Raw genomic sequence first — 19,266 nt, forward strand, 5'->3', positions numbered from 1 at the left:
CAACCTGGGAAACTGAAGCGAATCAAACTGGTCTGCAACCGTCCTGAAGTTCGAGCGAGAACTGTCGACCCGTGTCTGTGTCAAAGAGCATATGTTGAATGACGCTCACCGGGTACAGAATCGATAATAAATCTCGCTGGCAAGATAAAGCTGTTCGGTTTCGATCCACTCATCCACCGTATGGGCCTGGGCGATGGATCCTGGGCCGCAGACGATCGCCGGAACTCCGGGAGCGGAAAATCGGGAAGCATTCGTTCCGTACCATGCTCCCTGCTTTTGCCTTGGACCTGCAACGGCCTCAATGTGCTGCAGGAGTCGGTCGGCCCACGGACCGTTGTTCTTGTCGGAAAGCGTCGCGCCATCCAGCCACGACGGGGACATTTCGAATTCAATGTCGAGCCGTTCCTGCAGGTAAGCGGTGACGTGGGGAATGACCTGAGAAGGATCTTCACCGGGAATGACCCTGCGTTCGATTTCGATCAGGCATTCATCAGGAACAATGTTGATGCTCGTTCCCCCCATGATGCGGCCGACGCTGAAGGTCGGGCCGCCGCAGAGTGGATGCCGCTGGCTCGCTGTCGAAATTTCATCCGCGTAGTCTTCCAGACACTTGAGAACCCGCCCCATTTTGTAGATGGCGTTAACGCCCTCTTCGGGACGCGAACTGTGACAGGCGGTCCCGGTCACTTTCAACTTCCAGCGAACCACCCCGCGATGGGCGACAATCACATTCAGATCAGTCGGCTCTGCGACAAGACAAATATCAGGTCGACGGGACGTGAGCGAACCGGCAACTTCCGGCTGCCTCCATTGATTCGCCAGATGGCGCACTCCCGATGCGGCAAATTCTTCGTCACACGTGCAGACCATCAGGATATTGGCCGCTCCTTTCGGACGTTCCTGCACGATTCGGGCGAACGCTGCCAGCATGGCCGCCAGTCCTCCCTTCACATCGCAGGCTCCCCGGCCATAGACACGTCCATCCTGACGCACTGCCCGGAAGGGGTCGATGGTCATCCCTTCGGTCGGCACCGTGTCCTGATGAGCATCCATCAGAATCGTGTGCTTCGCCCCGGGAGAATCGAACCGGGCAACGACATTGCAACGCCCCGGAAGAACCTCCTGGCATTCGTACGGGACATTCAACGCTTCAAAATAGCGTGCCAGCCATTGAGTCATCTCCCCTTCGAAGTACGTCGGCCCGGATACCCCCTGCCCCATGGGGTTCACGCTGGGAACTTCAATCAGTTCGCACAGGATTTCGATGGGGTCGACGGGGAAGCTGCCCACCCTTTTCACAGGGGCTTTCAGATGTCCTTCAAGCTGCGTCGTCATGCTTTTTCCGAATTGAAAATGATTGGAACCGCGAAATCTCCAGGAGTTCCCGTCTGCCCGCGACTCTGGAGAGGTGTGGTTAAAAATGTTTTCTCAGTCGATCTCCGCCTGCCGCTGCACCCACTCAAGCTCGCATGAGACCAGGTTCGATCTGCTGCATGGACGTTAAAAAACGATCGATCTCCGCTGCCGAATTGTGCCAGTGAATTGCCGCTCGTACCCGGCCATCATGGGCGTGCACATAGACTCCCTGCTCGGCCAGCTTCTGCTTGAGCCAGGAAGCATCCGGAGAACTGACCGACACGATCCCCGCCCGGTGGTGCAGTGATTCGGGAGTGAGAACATCGAGGCCAAGTTCGCTGAGCGTTTGCCAGACCCGGCTTACCAGCGGCTCCATTTTGTCCCGTCGCTGGGAAACCTGCTCCGGCGTATGAAAATCCAAAGCTGCCGACAATGCGTAGACAGATGCGAAATTCGGCATGCCTGCCTGGAACCGTTGAGCATCCTCACGCGGGTGGAATCGCTCCAGCCGATCCGGGGCAAACTGGTTCTTCGCAGACAGCCATCCCACCGGGCCCATCAGCGCGCTTTGAAGCACACGATCACCGACAGAGAGCAGAGCGGCGCCATGAATGGAATTCATCCATTTAAACGCGCTCGCCACGGTGAAATCGGCCTGATCTCCGTAAACGGGAACGCGGGCGGCCGCCTGGGTCGCATCGACACAAAGCAACGACCGCGTCTTCGACACTGCTTTCCAGATCGGACGCGGATCGAGGTATTGACCCGTCGCATAACTGACCTGGCTGAGCGTGACCAGCCGCGTCCTGGGAGTAATCTGATCCAGAATATCTTCCATGCGAACCAGACCGTCACGCGGAGCGACAACACGGGTTCGAACGCCGCGCCGCTGCAGCGCGACCCAAGGGAACAGGTTGGACGGAAATTCAACGGAGGTAAAAACAACCTCATCGCCCGGTTTCCAGTCGATCGCATTGGAGATCGAATTCAGTGCTTCGGTCGTACTGCCGACAAGGGCCATCTGGTCTGGTCGAACAGCAAAAAGTCGAGCCCCCTTCTGCCGCGCCGCTTCGTATTCTTTCCACAGTGCCACACGACCCGGTTCCCCCTGAGACTTGTCCCGAAGATAACGCGAGACCGCCTGGGCCGAAGCAGACAGCAATCGCCCCTCGGCCGCAGTATTTAAATAAACTTGATCGCGATCCTCTGCAGGAAGCAGCAAGTCCGATGGTTCATCCTCAGGCACAACAGCCTCTCAGTATCACGAGTCACTCCAAAGCTGAAATGGAAGAACGACGAACAGAATCAGATGTGCGAGGATCCGAATCCTCACACTTTGATCGAAGCTGGCACCGAAGCTAAATTCAGTCTGACAGCGGGGGTGATTGCTCACAAGATTCTTCTGATGTAATAATATGAAACCTGATTGCAGACAAAAGAGAATCTCAGTCCTCCAGTCCCCCTGGGAGTTGATCATGGCCCGGAAGTCCCAACCAGCATTGCTCTACAAGGATATTTCGTACTCCCAGCTGCGGAGTTATTGCGAAACAGCCCGACTGGGAAACATGGCTGCGGCAGCCAGATCGTTGAACATTTCGAATTCAACCGTCTGGAAACAGATCCGTTCGCTTGAGCTGCTGTTCGACCAGAAACTTGTGGAATCCGACGGTCGCCGCAGCGAATTGACCGAGCAAGGGCTGCTTCTGGCAGCCATTGCCTCGCCGATGGTCAAGGAGTTCGAATCGCTGCAGGATCGCTTTCTGCAGATGTGCGGCGCGGCCCCGAAGACGTTAACCGTCGCGGTACTGCCTCGCAGTTTCATCGACGGCCTGATGCCCGTGCTTGACGAGTTCCAGAAGAAGTATCCCGAGATTCAATTGAAGATTAAGGAGGTCCTGAGCCTGCAGGGGAACGACCTTCTGGAATCCGGCGAAGTCGATCTGGTCATCGGAAACCGCGGGGTCTGCCCACGAACCGAAGACCTCGTGGTGGAGCCCGTTTACGAGATTGAACCGATGGTGATCATGCCCCTGGGACACCCGCTGTTCAAGCAGCGGCGGATCATGCCTAAGGATCTGGCCAAATATCCCGTTCTGAACCGTCGTGGAAGTTATATCTATTCTGACGATGAAGCAGGGGCGATCCTTGAAGCGGCCGGTGTTTTTGAGAATCCCGAACGAAGACTGGACCTGTCGCTGGCCTCGTCGGTTCATCGCTGTGTCAAGCTGGGGTACGGGATCGGCCTGGGGGGACGGGTTGGCAACAATCCGCTGCCCGATCCGGATCTCTGTCAACGATCTCTCAAGCACTGTCTGCCGTCGGTGATGTGCTACAGCTTCAGTCTGCGACGCGTCACAGAGAACCCCACGCAGCGAGCGTTTATCGACCTGCTCAAGGAGACGCTGAAGTAGCGGTCGACCGCGGAAAATACTGGTTCCGCCTTCAATTGCCATGAGGCTCAGACGGCGCAGCGCGCATCGCCCTGGTCGCGTTTTCTTCACCCCATCGCGACTGAATTTCGGCTCGAAACCGACCTTGATTTCCAAATCGCATGTTTCTCTTTTGTCTGCACTCAGGTTTCAAATTTACTACGTCAAACGAATCTTGCATTCACTATATGTCGGAGTCACAATGAACACCGCCTCGTCCAGATTTTCTATCAATATTTGACGCCGCATTCGCGGAAAGTCGTTCTGATCTCCTCGTTTTGATTCTTTCAAGCTTTCAGGAGTCGTTCTATGGCTATGAGGTGCAGTCTCGATCTTGTGCCCGGTCGCTTCCCTCTCTCTCTCTCTTTCAAAATAGCTCCTCAGCCGAAGAAACGTTCCTTACCGCCCGCACGTTCAACGGGCTTCACGCTGATCGAACTCCTGGTGGTGATCGCAATCATTGCTGTGCTGATCGCCCTGCTTCTTCCGGCCGTACAGCAGGCCCGCGAAGCTGCCCGTCGCTCGGAATGCAAGAACAAGCTCAAGCAACTGGGACTGGCTCTGCACAATTACCATGAGGTCCACTCCAGATTTCCTTACGGGACCATCACCCCGGCGCCGGCCAACAATCACAATATCAATGAATTGATTCTGCCGTTTGTCGAGCAGCAGGCACTTTACAACCAGCTCAACTTCTCCTACTCGAATTCAAACACGACTGCTGCCGGGAACAACCGGGCATTGCTTCAGAATCGGCAAATGCCTTTTCAGAAATGCCCGAGTAATCCGCAAGCCGGGATCCTCGGCTCATACGATCCATTCACGCTTCAGCACGGCGCATCGTACATCGTCTGTGCGGGTCCCAAGGCGTACATGGAAGTCAATACAGACTGCACCATTGCAGCAAACCCGAGTTATTGCACTGGATCCGGCGTCACGACTAAGTCAGGGATGTTCGGTATGGGAAATCTGGATAGCGGTTACAGCTGCAAAGTCCGTGACGTTACCGATGGATTGAGCAATACATTAATGATCGGAGAAGTTCTCCCCCAGCAAAACTGGTACTACGGAATGTGGGGCGTCAATGCTCTCGCTTTTGTCACCAGCAATAAAATCAACAGCCCGCGGCGCTACATGCTGAATGCAATCGATACACCCTGGTACACAGGCTGTGGCACTGCATACGAGTGTCTTGCAAAGAATATTGGCATGTCCAGCGAGCATACCGGGGGATCGCACGCTCTCCGCGGTGACGGAAGTGTCGTGTTTGTGAGCGAGAACATCGACTTCGCCACGTTCAACTACCTTGGAAACAAGTCTGATGGGCAGGTCGTGGGAGCCTACTGACAGCGAACGGCGGATACGGAGAGCCTCTGACACTCATTTGGGAAGGCTCTTTTGAACCTGGACGCCGGGATCACCAAACTCCCAAGCATTTTTCGTTTTCTTCCTGACTCCTCAAAGTCGACAAACTCGAGACTCAACATGAACTCCAGCCATGCGATTTTCAGACGCCGCGCGGGCTTTACGCTGATTGAACTCCTGGTCGTGATCGCGATCATTGCTGTGCTGGTAGCTTTGTTGCTCCCTGCCGTGCAACAGGCTCGCGAGGCGGCCAGGCGTTCAGATTGCAAGAACAAGCTCAAGCAGCTGGGCCTGGCCCTGCACAATTACCACGAGGCTCATGCCACCTTTCCGTTCGGGAGCATGATCTCGGACAGTCCCGTCACAAACTACCACAACATCAACGAACTGCTCCTCCCGTTTGTCGATCAGGCGGGGCTATACAACAAGCTGAGCTTCTCGGTGACAAACAGCGTGTCGCCCAACCGCAGCGAACTTGAGCGAATTCAGATGGCATTCCAGAAATGCCCCAGCAATCCCGACTCAGGAAAGATTGGCGTCTATAATCAGATGCCATCACACGGGGCTTCTTACGTTGTGTGCGCCGGCCCGGCGGTTTACTCGAACACGGATTCGGATTGCGAACTCGCGGGCACCTCATTCGCCATCTACTGCAACCCGGCAGCCACTTCGGCGAAGGTCAACAAATTCTCCGGGATGTTCGGACTTGGAAACTGGGCTTCCGCATACTGCTGCAAAGTCGCCGATGTGTTAGACGGGACCAGCAATACACTGATGGTGTGCGAAGTGACGCCTCAGCAGAACTACTACTACGGACTCTGGGATGTCAATGCTTATGGCGTTGCAACGGGGAACAAAATCAACAGCCCTCGACGCGATGTTACGGCTGCCGGCGGTGTTCCGTACTGCGTGAATGCGACCACCTGCCTGCAGCGGAATCTGGGAATGTCCAGTTCTCACACTGGTGGTGCCCATGCTGTGCGGGCTGACGGCAGTGTTGTTTTTCTGAATGAGAACATTGATTTTCTGACGTTCAATCTGCTCGGAAACAAGGCCGACCGACAACCCATTGGGGAATACTGAGATCGTGATGAAACATCAAATTTGCTCCCTGCTGTTTTTCGCCTGCATCGTGGGATGCGGGGGAGGCTCCGTGACGTCGCTGCCGGATATGGTTCCGGTGACGGGGACGGTCTCGTACAAAGGCCAGCCGCTCACTCACGGTGAAGTCTTTTTCACTCCTGTCGATGCCATGAAAGGACATGCCTCTTTTGGCAAGATCAAGGACGGTAAATTCACCATGACGACCACATCCTCCTCGCCGGGGGCGAAGGCCGGGAAGTATCAGGTTGCCATTGTCAGCCGTGAAATCGCTCCCCAGACCGAGGCAGATGTCTCTGCCGCTCCAGTCCCGAATGCGGAAGTTGTCCTCCCGAAGAGCCTCATCCCCGAGAAGTACAGCAAGCCTCAAACCTCTGGGTTTGAGGTCGACGTCGCTCCGGGAATGGCACCGCTCAGCTATGAGCTGAAAGACTGAATCAGACACGACCGCGGCCCGGAGTTTCAAACATTCCGGGCCGCTTTGTGCTGAATCCGCTTCAAACGTGCTTACGGTCCTCATTCCGAAGGCGCTTCAGGAGAATCCTCTCAACGCGCTCTCCTTAGAACGGTCTGTTTCCGTACGCGGCACGGGGAGGGTCTTCGGTTTCCCGAAACTCGACTCGCAGCCGATCGAGCTCCTTTCGCAGCTCCTCGACAGTCTGGGCGGAGTCGGGATCCGTGTAGAAATTTTTCAATTCCAACGGGTCCTGCTGACGGTCGAGCAATTCCCATTCTTCTTCCTGCCCCGGGAGATAGTACCGGACCAGTTTGTAGCGGTCGGTGACCACTCCGTAATGGGGGCGCACATAATGCGGGACAGGGTATTCGTAGTAGTGATAGTAGAAGCTCTTTCGCCAGTCGGCAGGCGTCTGACCACTCAGAATCGGAACAAGGCTTCGCCCCTGCATGTCGTCCGGCACCGGGACCTGAGCAGCTTCCAGTAACGTTTCCGCGACATCGATCAACGAGACCATCTGACTGTTGACGCTGCCGGGCTGAACCACCTTTGGCCAGCGGACCAGCATCGGCGTCCGCAACGATTCTTCAAAGATCCAGCGCTTGTCGAACCAGCCATGTTCGCCGAGATAGAAACCCTGGTCAGATGCACAGATCACGATGGTGTTGTCGGACAGATTCTCCTGATCAAGCAGATCCAGCAGGCGGCCGACGCTTTCATCCACCCCTTTCACACACCCCAGGTAGTCGTGCATGTACCGGTTGTAGCGCCAGCGGACGAGATCACGTCCTGACAGATTCGCCTCACGGTAGGCGGCATTTCTGGGTTCATAGTATTTGTTCCATTCCGCCCGCTGCTCGTCTGTCATCCCCGGGACTGGAGCGAGCTTGACGTCGAGATCCAGAATCGTCCGTTCCAGACCCATGTCGTGGTTGCGAACCGCCTCAGCGCGACCGGACAGGTCATCGAAGAGTGTCTCGGGTTCCGGATAGACACCGTCGTTATCCCAGCCCAGATGACGCAGCGCCGGTGACCATTCCCGGTGAGGAGCCTTGTGCTGGCACATCAGCAGAAACGGCTTCGACTTGTCTCGGTTCTTCAGCCAGTCGATGGACATGTCTGTAATGATGTCGGTCACATATCCGGGCTGCTTCTCTTTGTTCCCCATCTTGATCATGTCAGGGTTGTAGTAAATCCCCTGCCCTGGGAGGATGTGCCAGTGATCGAAGCCGGTTGGATCGGATCCCAGGTGCCATTTGCCGATCAATGCTGTCGAGTAACCGGCTTGCTGTAACAGTTTGGGAAACGTCTGCTGCGATCCGTCAAACCGGGAATTGACGTTGTTATAAAATCCATTGAGATGGGAATACTTCCCGGTCAGCACAATGGCCCGACTCGGTCCGCAGATCGAGTTGGGCACCAGACAGCGGTCGAATCGCATCCCTTCCTTCGCGATTCGGTCCATGTGCGGGGTATCGAGCAGTTTTCTCTGGTCCCCATAAGCACTGATGGCCTGCCAGGCGAGATCGTCTGAAAAGATGAAGACGATATTCGGTCTTTGGCGTTCATCAGCCACGACAGTTTCCGGGACTGAAGACCACACAAGCTGCAGTGCAGCGACGAGTGCCAGAGTTGATCTTTTCACGACGATTTCCTGTTGACGTCTTGATTCTACTTGATGAGCTTCAGTGTGACCCGCCGGACGTCCATGACGGACTTTCCGGGAATATGGAGTGCTTTCAGGACGAGAGGTCCTTGTCCAGCATCCAGATCAATTTCCCCAAGTGTCAGGGTACGGAATTCTTTCATTTGTGATTCCCCGGCGGGACGGGGAAGCGTGTCCTGATTGGAATACAGAGGCGGGTCCCAGCCCGGTTCCACTTTTCCTGTCAGACGGCGTTTACCGTGCGAGAGTTCGATGGTCGCCCCGGCATCCTGCAATGGACAGGTGTAATCAACACTGGCAGCGTACCGTCCCGGCGTCCGCACATCGATCAGCCACACCATTTCATCATCGAGCCGGGTCCAGTTGACGAAGTACGAACAGTTTGGCGCCGGACTGCTCCGCTGAATCTCTCCCCGGGGCTCCCCGTCACGCGCCGGAAGGATCGTCACTGGGAACTCGGGATACCCGACGGCAATGGGACGCGGGTCCGGAATGTTCTTCTTTCCTCTCGGAGCTGCAATCGCCGATCGAGACGCAGCCAGAACATCCGCCGTCCAGTCAGCGACCGCGTTCTTCAGGCGGGCCGTAATATCCGGCTCCTGCTCGTTCAATGGTGTTGTCTGCCCGGGATCGTTCCGCATGTCGAAGAGTTGGCCCTCACGGTCGAGACGGTGAGTTTGTGATCGAACACTCACTCCTCCACCCCATGTCGAAAAGAGAAGTCGGTCGGGCGACGACGTGTGCGGATTCTTGAGAAGAGAGGAGAGATCGACTCCGTCCAGCGGCTTCTCACAGACAAGCGGAATGCCTGCCAGGGAGGTCAATGTCGGCAGCAGGTCGATCGCGCCGGCGATGGGGGATACCGCTTCACCCGCAGGCAAATGACCGGGCCAGCGGAGGTAACAGACGGCTCGAACTCCCCCTTCGTCGATGCTCCCTTTTCGTCCCTTCATGCCCCCGTTCCATCGCCAGCTGTTGGGACCATTGTCCGAAAAGTAGACCACGATCGTGTTGTCCGTCAGTTGCCACTTCTCCAGTTCCGCAAGCACGCGGCCCACGTTGGCATCCTGATTCTCCAGCATCGCGAGGACGCAACGCGTGACATCGACATCCTCTTCCTCCGGCAACGTGGCTCGTTGGGTGATCGGCTTGTGGCGAAACCGCTGCCAGTCTTCCTCAGGGACGGCCCATGGCGAATGAGGAGTCGTGAAGGGGATATAGCATAAGAAAGGGCGTGATCTGTTCGATTCAATGAAGCGGACCGCCTCATCCGTGCAGACGTCAACAATATAACCCTCGGGGCGAACGAACTCTCCGTGATCATTCTCCAGCGGGGCATCGAAGTACTCACCCCAGTGGCCGGCGGTATGTCCGAAATAGCGGTCGAAGCCACGGGCGCGGGGATGGTATGGCCACTGGCTGCCGTTGTGCCATTTGCCGAACGCTCCAGTCGCATAGCCGGCCGCGTGGAAGACGTCAGCGATTGTCCGTTCGTCCAGGTTCATTCGCTCCCGGCCTGTGGAGACACCTGTAACTCCGGTCCGTGGGTGATACCGGCCGGTCAGAAACTCGGCACGTGTCGGTGAACAGAGAGAAGAGACAAAGAACTGTTCCAGCGAGACTCCCTGCTGAGCGATCGAACTGATGTGAGGTAAGTCGACGTCCCGGTTGCCGGAAAGTGGATAATCTCCCCACCCCGCATCATCCGCGAGAAAGACAACAACATTCGGATGAGTGGTCGCTGCAGTCGGTTCGTCCCCGAAAACGACGCCCGAAAGGTGAACAGTCACGATCACAGAGGCTGCGCGAAGAATCACGGAGGCGATATCAAAGAGTTGCATCCGGTTGCTGTGTCGCTGCAGCATGGCTTGACTGCGTCCCCTCAACTTCGATCTGCGTGTGTTGTCTGAACGGGCCCGTCGATCACAGTTCAGCCCCCCGTCGAGAACAATCAAAGTGACATTGTTCTATCCTGGATTCGTCGACGCCTGGATCACTTCATAAAGAGTGGCCCCCTGATACGGTCCGTCCGAACTCGTCTTCTGTCGAGTGGCGTCCCAGGCATCGAAGAGGATGGGGTAAACGAACGTGAACCCGTGTTCCTTCTCGGCCGGCCGAATCGTCTTGGTGATGACATCCGCCTGCTGATCGACGCTCAACTGCATGAAATTGTTCATCTGCCCGGGATAGTCGATGTAGAGATAATACTGGTTGATGTGCGGATCGTTCTTCAGCTTCTCCAGGGTGCTCAGCCGGATTTCCCACGTCTGGCTGTTGATGAGGAAATCCGCGAACGAAAAGTATCCATAGCCTTCCCGGTACCCCCCAGCCATATTGACTCCGATCTGCTCGTAGCCAATGTCCTTGAGCCGCTGGAGGAGTTTCCTGGCTGCGTCCTCGCCATGCTTGTTGAGATAGTCCAGCCAGTTGTCAAGATTGACAATCCGGATCGGGCGATCCAGGGGCAGGTCAAAATTGTTCTGGGCCGCCTCCCAGAAATACGCTTCGCGTCCCCAGGTGATCCATGTCAGATTCAGCTTCGGAATGATCACGCAATCAGGCGCGCCGGCTTCAGTCGCTGCGTTGAGAAACTGTCCCACCGTCATTGGGGGAGACCCTTCGCGAACCGGCACAGGCGCATCATAATTCTGCTTGCCGGTGATGAAGCGTTCAAGGACGGTCGGCTTCAGTCCCGCGATCAACTCGAGGATGTCTTGAGCCGTGTATTGATCGGGGTACATCCACTGTGCGAAACCGTTTTGGTCATTCAGCGGCTTCGCCAGGGGAATGATGCGAATGTTCACACCCTCGGGAACTGCTGACTGTGTCTTTGTTCCTGCTGACTGACCAATCAGGTCAATTGCTGCCTGGGCGAACCGGCGCCCCATCTCCGCGTAGCCCTCGGGCGGACAATGAACTTCATTGTTCGGTCCGTTCAGATCGTCGGTATCGATCCAGCTTGCCAGTGGATGCTCTTCTGCGACATCCACCTGAATCTGGCGGATCGTATCCCAGTTCGGTGTTCCGAGTCGGGCGTCACTGAGTCGGCCGATGACCCAGTGGATGTCTTCGCGTCCGAGGTCTTCGGTCAGTTGCTGGTACAGAGTCTTGAGGTTGTCTCGGTAAGTGCGGGTCGTGTCATCTTCCTGATGATCACGCTCCCCCTGCATCCAGACGAAAGTGACTGAGTCAACTTTTTTTCCTTCGATGGCCTGCTTCGTCTTTTCGAGGAGCTCTGAATAGATCTTGCCGCGCGGGACCCAGCGGGCAATCGGACGGCCCCCGTAGGCAACCTTCACCATGATCAGTTCGTCATCTGGAAACGCTTTGCGGAGTTCCGGCATGAAGGACACGTCCGGGTCCATATTCGCCATGTTGGACTGACCAGAGAGCAGAAACAGGCGTGTTTTGTCTGCCGGTGCGGCCGGAACTGCGGTGGCGACTTTTGTCGGCATCGTTGCCGGGGCGGCTGCCGCTGGTGTCGTTGCGGACGTAGCGTCCTCGTAGTCCTTGCCGACCCGACTCTTTTCCACGGAGTCGACCCACTCCTTCAGTTCCGCTTTCATCGACTGGACAACATCGGGATGCTGAGCGGAGAGGTCCTGCGATTCACCCGGATCGGTGCTCAGGTCGAACAGCTCGAATCGCTTATTTTCGAAGTCAGTCGCTGCATCCGTCTGACCTCGACCTTGCTCAGCAGCGATTAATTTAAACCGTTCGCCTGACCAGGCCAGGGCGTCGCGAAAGTGGAATCCAATCGAGCGTCCGCGTTCCTGTTGTTTGCCTGTCAGGAGCGGCAGAATGTTGATGCCGTCGTAGGGACGGTCCGGCAACTTGATCCCCAGCAGACTGGCGATCGTCGGCAGGTAATCCAGCGTTGAACAGGGGGCTGTGATCACGGTGTCAGGCTGAATCTTCCCCGGCCATTCCACAAGGCCCGGTACCCTCACTCCTCCTTCATAGAGAGAAGCCTTTCGCTCGCGAAACGGACCGGTCGACCCCTGCAGTCGCGCGTCCGGATTTCTGTCTCGACCGACCGGTGGACCCGGCCCGTTGTCACTGGCGAATGTCACCAGCGTGTTGTCGGCAATCCCCAGTTCACGCAGTGTTTCTCGCAGACGCCCCATTTGAGCGTCAACCGCGGTCACGACGCTGTAGTAGTGCTGCAGATTCTCCGGCAGATGCGAGTAGTACTCCGCCATGTACTTCGGGTGTCCCACAACGGGAGTGTGCGGAGGGTTGAACCAGACCACCGCAAGGAACGGCTGATCGCCAGACGCATTCTTGCGAATGAACGAGAGCGCACGGTCCATCACGATCTCAGCGGGGCAGCCTTCCAGCGGCTCTTCCAACGGCTTGCCGTTATGGATATATCCCGCCCGGAGATCAATCGGTTGGGGATCCGACCGCCCACCAACGGCATTCCCGATGGGGCCCGGGTGGATATAAGGATGATGAGTCGCAACAGCGGAGGGGCTCGAGAACCACTCGTCAAAGCCGGACATGCCGGGGGTCATCAGGACCGACTTTTCACCCCGGTAATCCGGAGTCAGCATTCCGAGGTGCCACTTGCCGAAATGTCCTGTGGCATACCCTTGGGCTTTCACCAGTTCAGCAATGGTCACTTCCTCGGACCGGAGATGGGTGATCGCCCCTCGCTCGTTCCCCATGCCGCATCGGACAGCGTTTCGGCCCGTCAGAAACGCGGCCCGCGAAGGAATGCACAACGGAGCGCCAACGTAGAATCGGTCCAGCCGTGCGCCTGCCTTGGCCATGGCATCCAAGTTCGGCGTCTTGATTTCCGGGTGACCATGAAAACCCAGATCTCCCCAGCCAAGATCGTCCGCCATGCAGAGGATGATATTGGGACGCTGCACAGCGGGCTCAGCAGCCTCAGCCTGAGCCAGGACCGCGACAACACTGGCGACTCCCAGCAACGTCCGAGTCAGATGCTGCACTGACTTATTGGTTCTGAAAACAGAAGTCATCATGTCCGTTTCAATCTGGTTCTGACACAGCACGACGCCACGATTGTGCCACGTCGTCTGATTGAGATTTGCGAGGAGAACTTCGTGAGGAAGACGATGCGTTCGCCAATTCAGCGCGACGCACTCCGAACCTGTTCAGCGAGATCGAAATCGTGCACGTTCGATCCCTTCTTGACCTCTCGCTCAAATGTCCCCTTCAAACGCGTGCGCTGGCCTTTGGAAGCTGCCGAACGCTTGCCGGACTTCGGCTCTGGTTCGCTGTCATCGTCCGGAGAAGTTGTAATGCTCACCTCATGCCTCCCGATCATCGCACCGTCACGCGTCCGGCTGAATCGCAGCACATAGGTTCCATCTTTGTCCGTGTAAGCGGATCCATAGGTTCCGGGAGGATCGATCGGTTGAAAGACGACATACGCGGACGGAACCGGCTCGCCATCGAGCGTCACTTTCCCGGAGACCGCTCCGAGTTTCGGTCCGTCCTCAGCACAGCCGCACAATGTCAACGCCAGCATCGTTCCCAGTGCCAGCAGTGTGGCTGGAGATGAAACCGTTGACGACAATCTGATCACTCCACGCATCTCAAATCTTCTCCTCGATCACTCTCCGGACACACATTGCTCCGGAAACCTCAATTTCACCGGGTCCTGACAGGGAAGCCGGGAGGATGTGCCCCCGGCTTCCCGTGCCTGTTCTTTCACCCGAAACTCAGAACTCGCCGTTCACCAGACCGTCATTGCGACGTCCCAGCTTCTGAAACAGCGCCAGCGTGGTGGGGTTCGCCTGATTCAACCCTGTGTCTGAATACTCAATGTTTTCGCTGATGAACCGGACAGATCCATCGCCCAGAAGGAAGTGTGCCCCACCCGTGTGCATGCTGCTGAAAGCGCGACTGGTGCGTGGGGTGACGTTATCCGGCTGCATCAACGGGTCGTTGATCTTCGTGTTCATGATGCCCAGGTTCTGGCGAGCTCCCACGACCTGATTGGTGGTGTAATTCATGTGACCCACCCAGTTACCCGCCCAGCCCAGACCGTCTCGCTCTCCAACAAAAACGGTATTGGTCAGGCCGTCGGTAACGTCATGGAACCGCACTTTGCTGTTTCCCCAGAAGACTCCCCAGGGATCTTCCCTGTTGGTGGACCACCCGTTGGGAGTCGTCCATCTCGTTCCGGTCACCCCGATGTAATTCGAGGTCGCCAGATGCACTGGCTGGTTGTTGAAGAAGGGAGAATACGTGCTGCTCCAGTCCCGGTTGACGTTCAGGTCAGGAGCAGTGTCTGACGGGCAGCGATAGAACGACAGTGAGGTTTTCGGAAGCCGTTGCAGCTCAGGGTTCGCTGAGTCCCGCAGCAGCTGGTCCAGGTCAACTTCATTCACTCGCATGGAATTGAACAGGGCCGTCTGCTCGAGCTGGGGAAGAATGAATGCTCCCCAGCCGTAACCTGCCAACCCGCCCACGTTGAGGTTTCCTGCTTTGTGCACGACTCCGGGGGGAAGAGTGTTGAAGATGTCGTGGTAGTTGTGAAGCGCCAGACCAATCTGCTTGAGGTGGTTCTTGCACTGAGACCGGCGTGCGGCCTCGCGGGCCTGCTGCACAGCTGGCAGCAGCAACGCGATGAGCACAGCGATAATCGCAATGACCACCAGTAATTCAATAAGCGTGAACGCGGGACGAGGCCGCTGGGTGAGACGCTTCACGAGAAACTCCTTCAGATTGAATCAAAACGTTGGGGTGGGGCGTTCAGGACGCCGCCATGGAGGCAGGTGATTTCAATTTTGTTGACACCGGTGGCGGGGCTTAGGGACTTCTCGCCGATGGGCACCAGCGGAAGGCGTTCTCCCCGAAACTCAAATGGGCAGCGACGAGCGGTCGACAAAGTCAACCCCGGCCAGCCTGAGGGACTTCGAACCTCGGGCAACCAATTCACTACCAATCGGGTCGTGGATTTATCGATCCTTCGCATGCGATTGTAAAGTGAGATTTCGCATTTTTATCCTGAAAATGCGGATTATTCCGGATAACAGGCAATCCGAGATTCCGTAAATAGCTACAAATATGGCAGTTACAGAATGCACCACTTCCAGAAAGATGTTTGCCATTTGTCACGACGATGCCGGAACATTTGCACTTTATGTCGTTGGCGATGTACTTTGGCTGAAGACGATCAACCAAAATCGATGAAATCCGGTTTCGTAATGGGATCATCGAGACAACCGCGAACAAGGATTTCGCAGCCATGTTGACCATTCTGATTCCGCTGTCCCGTTCATTCGGTCCCCGACGTCGACTGAGAATCTGCCTCACTCGCCTGATGCTGTTAACGGTGGGGGGGATCGCCTCCCTGGGGACGTCGGCGAAGGGGGAAGACACCGCACCCAGGCCAAATATCGTCTACTTTCTGGCGGATGACCTCGGCGCTGCCGACGTTGGCTGGCGTGGATCCGAGATCAAGACGCCCCACCTCGACCGACTGGCGAAGAACGGGGCACAGCTGGAACAGTTTTATGCTCAACCCCTCTGCACCCCGACGCGGGCTGCGCTCCTGACCGGCCGTTATCCGTTTCGTTACGGCCTGCAGATGGGTGTCATCTCCCCCTGGGCGGACTACGGTCTTCCGCTGGAAGAAAGACTTCTCCCCCAGGCGCTGAAGTCAGTCGGGTACGAGACGGCGATTGTCGGCAAGTGGCATCTGGGAATTGTCAACCGCGACTACCTTCCCACCCGTCGGGGCTTCGACCATCAATACGGCCTCTATAACGGAGCGGTCAACTACTTCACCCATGTGATGAATGGCGGGTTCGACTGGCACAAGAACGATCAGGTCAATCACGATGAAGGGTATTCCACCCACCTGATCGCGAAAGAAGCAGTGCGAATCGTGCAGGAAAGAGATCGGGAGAAGCCTCTGTTTCTGTACGTTCCGTTCAACGCTGTCCATGGACCGCTGGATGTCCCGAAGAATTACTCCGAGCCTTATTCGCATTTCCGTAAGCAACGACAAACCTACGCCGGAATGCTGGCAGCCATGGATGAAGCGGTCGGACAGATCGTTGCTGCCGTTGAGGCCCAGGGAGAACTGGAGAACACACTGTTCCTCTTCTCCAGCGACAACGGCGGCGTCAACCCCGGAGAGGTCTCTGACAACGGACCGCTGCGTGCCGGGAAAGCCACGGTGTACGAAGGGGGCGTAAGAGTCTGCGCCTTCGCGTTCTGGCAAGGAAAAATTCAACCGGGCACTGTCGTCAACGAACCCTTGCACGTCGTGGACTGGTATCCAACGCTGCTGAAGCTGGCGGGCGCTTCACTTGAGCAACCTCTTCCGCTCGATGGAAAAGATGTCTGGCCGACGATCACGCAGGGAGCCCCCTCTCCCCATGAAGAGATCATTCTCAACATCGGTCCCAATGGCGGTGCAATTCGTGTCGGTGACTGGAAACTGGTCAAAAGCAGCGGAAACAAACCTCGTGATGGAGAAGCCCGGCAGCCCGGTTTTGAACTCTTCAATCTCCGGGAAGACTCAGGAGAGAAGAATGATCTGGCAGAGAACCAGCCTTCAAAGTTGGAAGAGTTACAGTCAAGATACCAGGAACTCGAGAAACAAGCGGTCCCTGCAAAGCGGAGCGGCCCCAAGCCGGACAACTTTCAGCCCCCCCGCGTCTGGGGTGAATGAAGAGCAGCCCACAGGTAGATGGACAGACTGTCCACCGAGTCAACGACAATCCGCCTTCACTGTAATCCAGGTGCAAGTTCAACATGCAGACATCTCCGAAACGTCACACGTCGCTTCGCTGGTTCGGCCTCTTTTTGCTGTCGGGAACGTTTCTTCTCGGCTCGAGCCCTGCTTCAGCGTCTGATGAACTGCAGGTTGGCGTGGCACAGGTGGAGATCACGCCGCAGGCAGAGTTTCCCATTGCCGGGTACTATTACGTTCGTCTCTCCAAGGGAACACTGGACCCGCTCTGGGCCAAGGCCGTTTACTTTCGCAACGGCGATACACAGGCAGCGTGGGTGAGTTGTGATCTGACGGGAGTCTCCTCAGACCTGTCGACACTCGCGCGCGAGCGTGCCAGTCGAGCCACCGGGATCCCAGTTGAAAACATGGTGATCTCGGCCACTCATTCGCATACCGCACCTGACTACACTCGTTCGCTGTATCGATCGTTGGATGCTGACCGTCCGATGAAAACAGAAATGGATCAGGTCGGGGCAGCGTATATCGAAAAGCTGATTGGCGGGATCAGTGAAGCGATCGTGCAGGCCAAGTCGGCAGCTCAACCTGCTCAGCTGCTGAGCGGTTCCACACAGCAGGAAACGCAGGTTTCCTACTGCCGCCGCACCGTGATGCAGGACGGCAGCGTGGTGACATGGATTGGACTGAACGATCCGCGCTCAATACGCTCTGCCGCTGCAATCGATCCAGAGCTGGGGATGATCAAAATTCAGCGTGCCAGCGACGAGGTCTGCACCGGTCTGATCTCCAACTTTGCATTACATACGGATACCACCGGCGGAGAAAAGTGGAGTGCCGATTACCCCTATGCCATTGAACAACAGATTCAGAAAGCGCTTGGCAGCGATGTCGTTTCCCTCTTCGGAAACGGCTGCTGCGGGGACGTCAACCACGCCGATCCCACTGGGAAAGTGAGGCGAAGGGCGCCTGAGATTGGCGAGTCGCTGGGAGAGACGATCACCACTGCGATCCCAACGCTGACCGCGGTCCCCAACCCTCAGCTGCAGGTCCGATCTGCGATTGTTCCACTGCTTCTCGAAGAAGTGACATCTGCCGACATGCAACATAGCCTCGATCTCTTGAAGACCGTGGCGGCGGGACGTGAGATCCCCTTTCTCGAGCATGTTGTGGCCTATAAGCGGCTCATGCTGTCCCACCTCACAGACCGAGATGCAACTCCCAATATCGATGAATATCTCTCGCCAGGTCTTTCGCGACTTCGGAAATCGCCCGAGGGGATCCTTCCTGTGAAGGTGACGGTTTTCACATTCGGTCCTGATCTGGCCATGGTCTTTCTCCCGGGCGAAATATTTACCGAGCTGGGTCAGTCCATCAAAAAAGCATCACCGTATCGCAACACACTGGTGATCGAATTGGCGGACTGTGTCGAAACGTTTTACATCCCGAATCGACACGCCTACGCCGGAGGCGGTTACGAAGTGGCCAACTCACTGGTACAGCCCGGTTCCGGAGAACGCCTTGTGGAAGCGGCTGTCACCTTACTTCGAGCTGCTGCGACGGAAGAAACACGTAACGCAGCTGCAGCCGGAAACTGACCAGAGAGATTCCACCACGCGCATCGTGAAGATTGTCCAAATTGATGGGAGATCACTGCGCGGTACCAGAATTCCGATTCGCAGCTTCGGTTCCGGGCCACCCGCCCCCGAGAATGAAACTCGCCGTAGTCAGTGCAAATTCAGGTGGAGGCTGGGGAGGAGTCAGCCATTGCGTCCCGATTCATTCGGATTTCAACGGCGAACTGAGAGCAGACTTCATGACGAAGCCACAACGGTTCGTCATCGGCCACGCAGCCTGATCTGTACATCGAATCTCAACACCCATCCCTGCGATGGCATCCCCATTCTCATTTCATACGGGTGGGGCTCATGGCTTGCAGGGGTGACAGATCTGAGCAATCCTTTCGGAAATGTTCATTTCGACAGGTTGCCTCGAGTTTGCGCCATGATCGACGGTGACGTCCCCGGCAAATTCTGAGTTCCACCTGAAGCCAGCTTTGGTGATTTCGGAAGGGCGCTCCCATTCGCCCGAACGTTTCAGGTCAACAAGAAGAGCCCTTAAATTTTCAGTATCTGAACCACGTTGTTCGCGATCACTTGTGCCGTGGCGGTTTCGGTTCACCAGGTCGAAAGTCCGGGACCGTCGACGGGAGCGT

At 56.5% G+C, this 19,266-nt stretch carries 13 protein-coding genes; 6 read left to right on the forward strand and 7 right to left on the reverse strand.

Annotated elements, in window-relative coordinates; genetic code table 11:
• Nucleotides 1-105 precede the first annotated feature (105 nt).
• Both SH661x_RS15790 and SH661x_RS15795 read right to left on the reverse strand, forming a co-directional pair.
• A complete protein-coding gene (locus SH661x_RS15790; protein ID WP_437223297.1) occupies nucleotides 106-1,335 on the reverse strand; it encodes a M20 family metallopeptidase in 1,230 nt (409 codons plus the stop codon).
• A 124-nt stretch (nucleotides 1,336-1,459) separates the two neighbouring features.
• Nucleotides 1,460-2,518 (reverse strand): aminotransferase class V-fold PLP-dependent enzyme, encoded by a 1,059-nt coding sequence (locus SH661x_RS15795; protein WP_437223299.1) that lies wholly within the window; start codon nucleotides 2,516-2,518, stop codon nucleotides 1,460-1,462.
• Between the two features lie 313 nt (nucleotides 2,519-2,831).
• Here SH661x_RS15795 and SH661x_RS15800 point away from each other — a divergent pair, with 313 nt between their 5' ends.
• The 4 genes from SH661x_RS15800 (at nucleotide 2,832) to SH661x_RS15815 (ending at nucleotide 6,687) form a co-directional block, all read left to right on the forward strand.
• Entirely contained in the window at nucleotides 2,832-3,767 is a 936-nt protein-coding gene (locus SH661x_RS15800) for a LysR family transcriptional regulator (RefSeq protein ID WP_437223302.1), read from the forward strand.
• 327 nt (nucleotides 3,768-4,094) lie between these two features.
• Nucleotides 4,095-5,132 carry a DUF1559 family PulG-like putative transporter gene (locus SH661x_RS15805; protein WP_437223305.1) on the forward strand — a complete coding sequence of 346 codons (1,038 nt, stop codon included), beginning with the start codon at nucleotides 4,095-4,097 and terminating at the stop codon, nucleotides 5,130-5,132.
• A 138-nt stretch (nucleotides 5,133-5,270) separates the two neighbouring features.
• Nucleotides 5,271-6,233 (forward strand): DUF1559 domain-containing protein, encoded by a 963-nt coding sequence (locus SH661x_RS15810; protein ID WP_437223307.1) that lies wholly within the window; start codon nucleotides 5,271-5,273, stop codon nucleotides 6,231-6,233.
• A gap of 7 nt (nucleotides 6,234-6,240) precedes the next feature.
• Complete coding sequence (locus tag SH661x_RS15815; RefSeq protein ID WP_437223310.1) at nucleotides 6,241-6,687, forward strand: hypothetical protein; 447 nt, start codon at nucleotides 6,241-6,243, stop codon at nucleotides 6,685-6,687.
• A 124-nt stretch (nucleotides 6,688-6,811) separates the two neighbouring features.
• On the opposite strand, the gene SH661x_RS15820 is transcribed toward SH661x_RS15815, so the two are convergent.
• The 5 genes from SH661x_RS15820 to SH661x_RS15840 form a co-directional block, all read right to left on the reverse strand.
• Nucleotides 6,812-8,353 carry a sulfatase family protein gene (locus SH661x_RS15820; protein WP_437223313.1) on the reverse strand — a complete coding sequence of 514 codons (1,542 nt, stop codon included), beginning with the start codon at nucleotides 8,351-8,353 and terminating at the stop codon, nucleotides 6,812-6,814.
• Between the two features lie 26 nt (nucleotides 8,354-8,379).
• Nucleotides 8,380-10,239, reverse strand: coding sequence for an arylsulfatase (locus tag SH661x_RS15825; RefSeq protein WP_437223315.1), 1,860 nt, complete (start codon nucleotides 10,237-10,239; stop codon nucleotides 8,380-8,382).
• A gap of 102 nt (nucleotides 10,240-10,341) precedes the next feature.
• A complete protein-coding gene (locus tag SH661x_RS15830) occupies nucleotides 10,342-13,365 on the reverse strand; it encodes a sulfatase-like hydrolase/transferase (RefSeq protein WP_437223317.1) in 3,024 nt (1,007 codons plus the stop codon).
• 107 nt (nucleotides 13,366-13,472) lie between these two features.
• Entirely contained in the window at nucleotides 13,473-13,922 is a 450-nt protein-coding gene (locus tag SH661x_RS15835; protein WP_437223320.1) for a carboxypeptidase-like regulatory domain-containing protein, read from the reverse strand.
• A gap of 145 nt (nucleotides 13,923-14,067) precedes the next feature.
• Nucleotides 14,068-15,060, reverse strand: a complete 993-nt coding sequence (locus SH661x_RS15840; protein WP_437223323.1) for a DUF1559 family PulG-like putative transporter — start codon at nucleotides 15,058-15,060, stop codon at nucleotides 14,068-14,070.
• Between the two features lie 539 nt (nucleotides 15,061-15,599).
• Here SH661x_RS15840 and SH661x_RS15845 point away from each other — a divergent pair.
• Nucleotides 15,600-17,033, forward strand: coding sequence for an arylsulfatase B (locus tag SH661x_RS15845; RefSeq protein WP_437223326.1), 1,434 nt, complete (start codon nucleotides 15,600-15,602; stop codon nucleotides 17,031-17,033).
• A gap of 83 nt (nucleotides 17,034-17,116) precedes the next feature.
• A complete protein-coding gene (locus tag SH661x_RS15850) occupies nucleotides 17,117-18,649 on the forward strand; it encodes a neutral/alkaline non-lysosomal ceramidase N-terminal domain-containing protein (protein WP_437223328.1) in 1,533 nt (510 codons plus the stop codon).
• Nucleotides 18,650-19,266: the final 617 nt, after the last annotated feature.

Origin of the sequence: Planctomicrobium stercoris, assembly GCF_051465655.1 — a bacterium.
GTDB lineage: Bacteria > Planctomycetota > Planctomycetia > Planctomycetales > Planctomycetaceae > Planctomicrobium.

Excerpts from the sequence above, each read along its gene's own strand:
- SH661x_RS15815 (WP_437223310.1), top strand. The coding sequence starts at position 6,241 with ATGAAACATCAAATTTGCTCCCTGCTGTTTTTCGCCTGCATCGTGGGA.
- SH661x_RS15825 (WP_437223315.1), bottom strand. The coding sequence starts at position 10,239 with ATGCTGCAGCGACACAGCAACCGGATGCAACTCTTTGATATCGCCTCC.
- SH661x_RS15845 (WP_437223326.1), top strand. The coding sequence starts at position 15,600 with ATGTTGACCATTCTGATTCCGCTGTCCCGTTCATTCGGTCCCCGACGT.
- SH661x_RS15790 (WP_437223297.1), bottom strand. The coding sequence starts at position 1,335 with ATGACGACGCAGCTTGAAGGACATCTGAAAGCCCCTGTGAAAAGGGTG.
- SH661x_RS15800 (WP_437223302.1), top strand. The coding sequence starts at position 2,832 with ATGGCCCGGAAGTCCCAACCAGCATTGCTCTACAAGGATATTTCGTAC.
- SH661x_RS15810 (WP_437223307.1), top strand. The coding sequence starts at position 5,271 with ATGAACTCCAGCCATGCGATTTTCAGACGCCGCGCGGGCTTTACGCTG.
- SH661x_RS15830 (WP_437223317.1), bottom strand. The coding sequence starts at position 13,365 with ATGATGACTTCTGTTTTCAGAACCAATAAGTCAGTGCAGCATCTGACT.
- SH661x_RS15805 (WP_437223305.1), top strand. The coding sequence starts at position 4,095 with ATGGCTATGAGGTGCAGTCTCGATCTTGTGCCCGGTCGCTTCCCTCTC.
- SH661x_RS15850 (WP_437223328.1), top strand. The coding sequence starts at position 17,117 with ATGCAGACATCTCCGAAACGTCACACGTCGCTTCGCTGGTTCGGCCTC.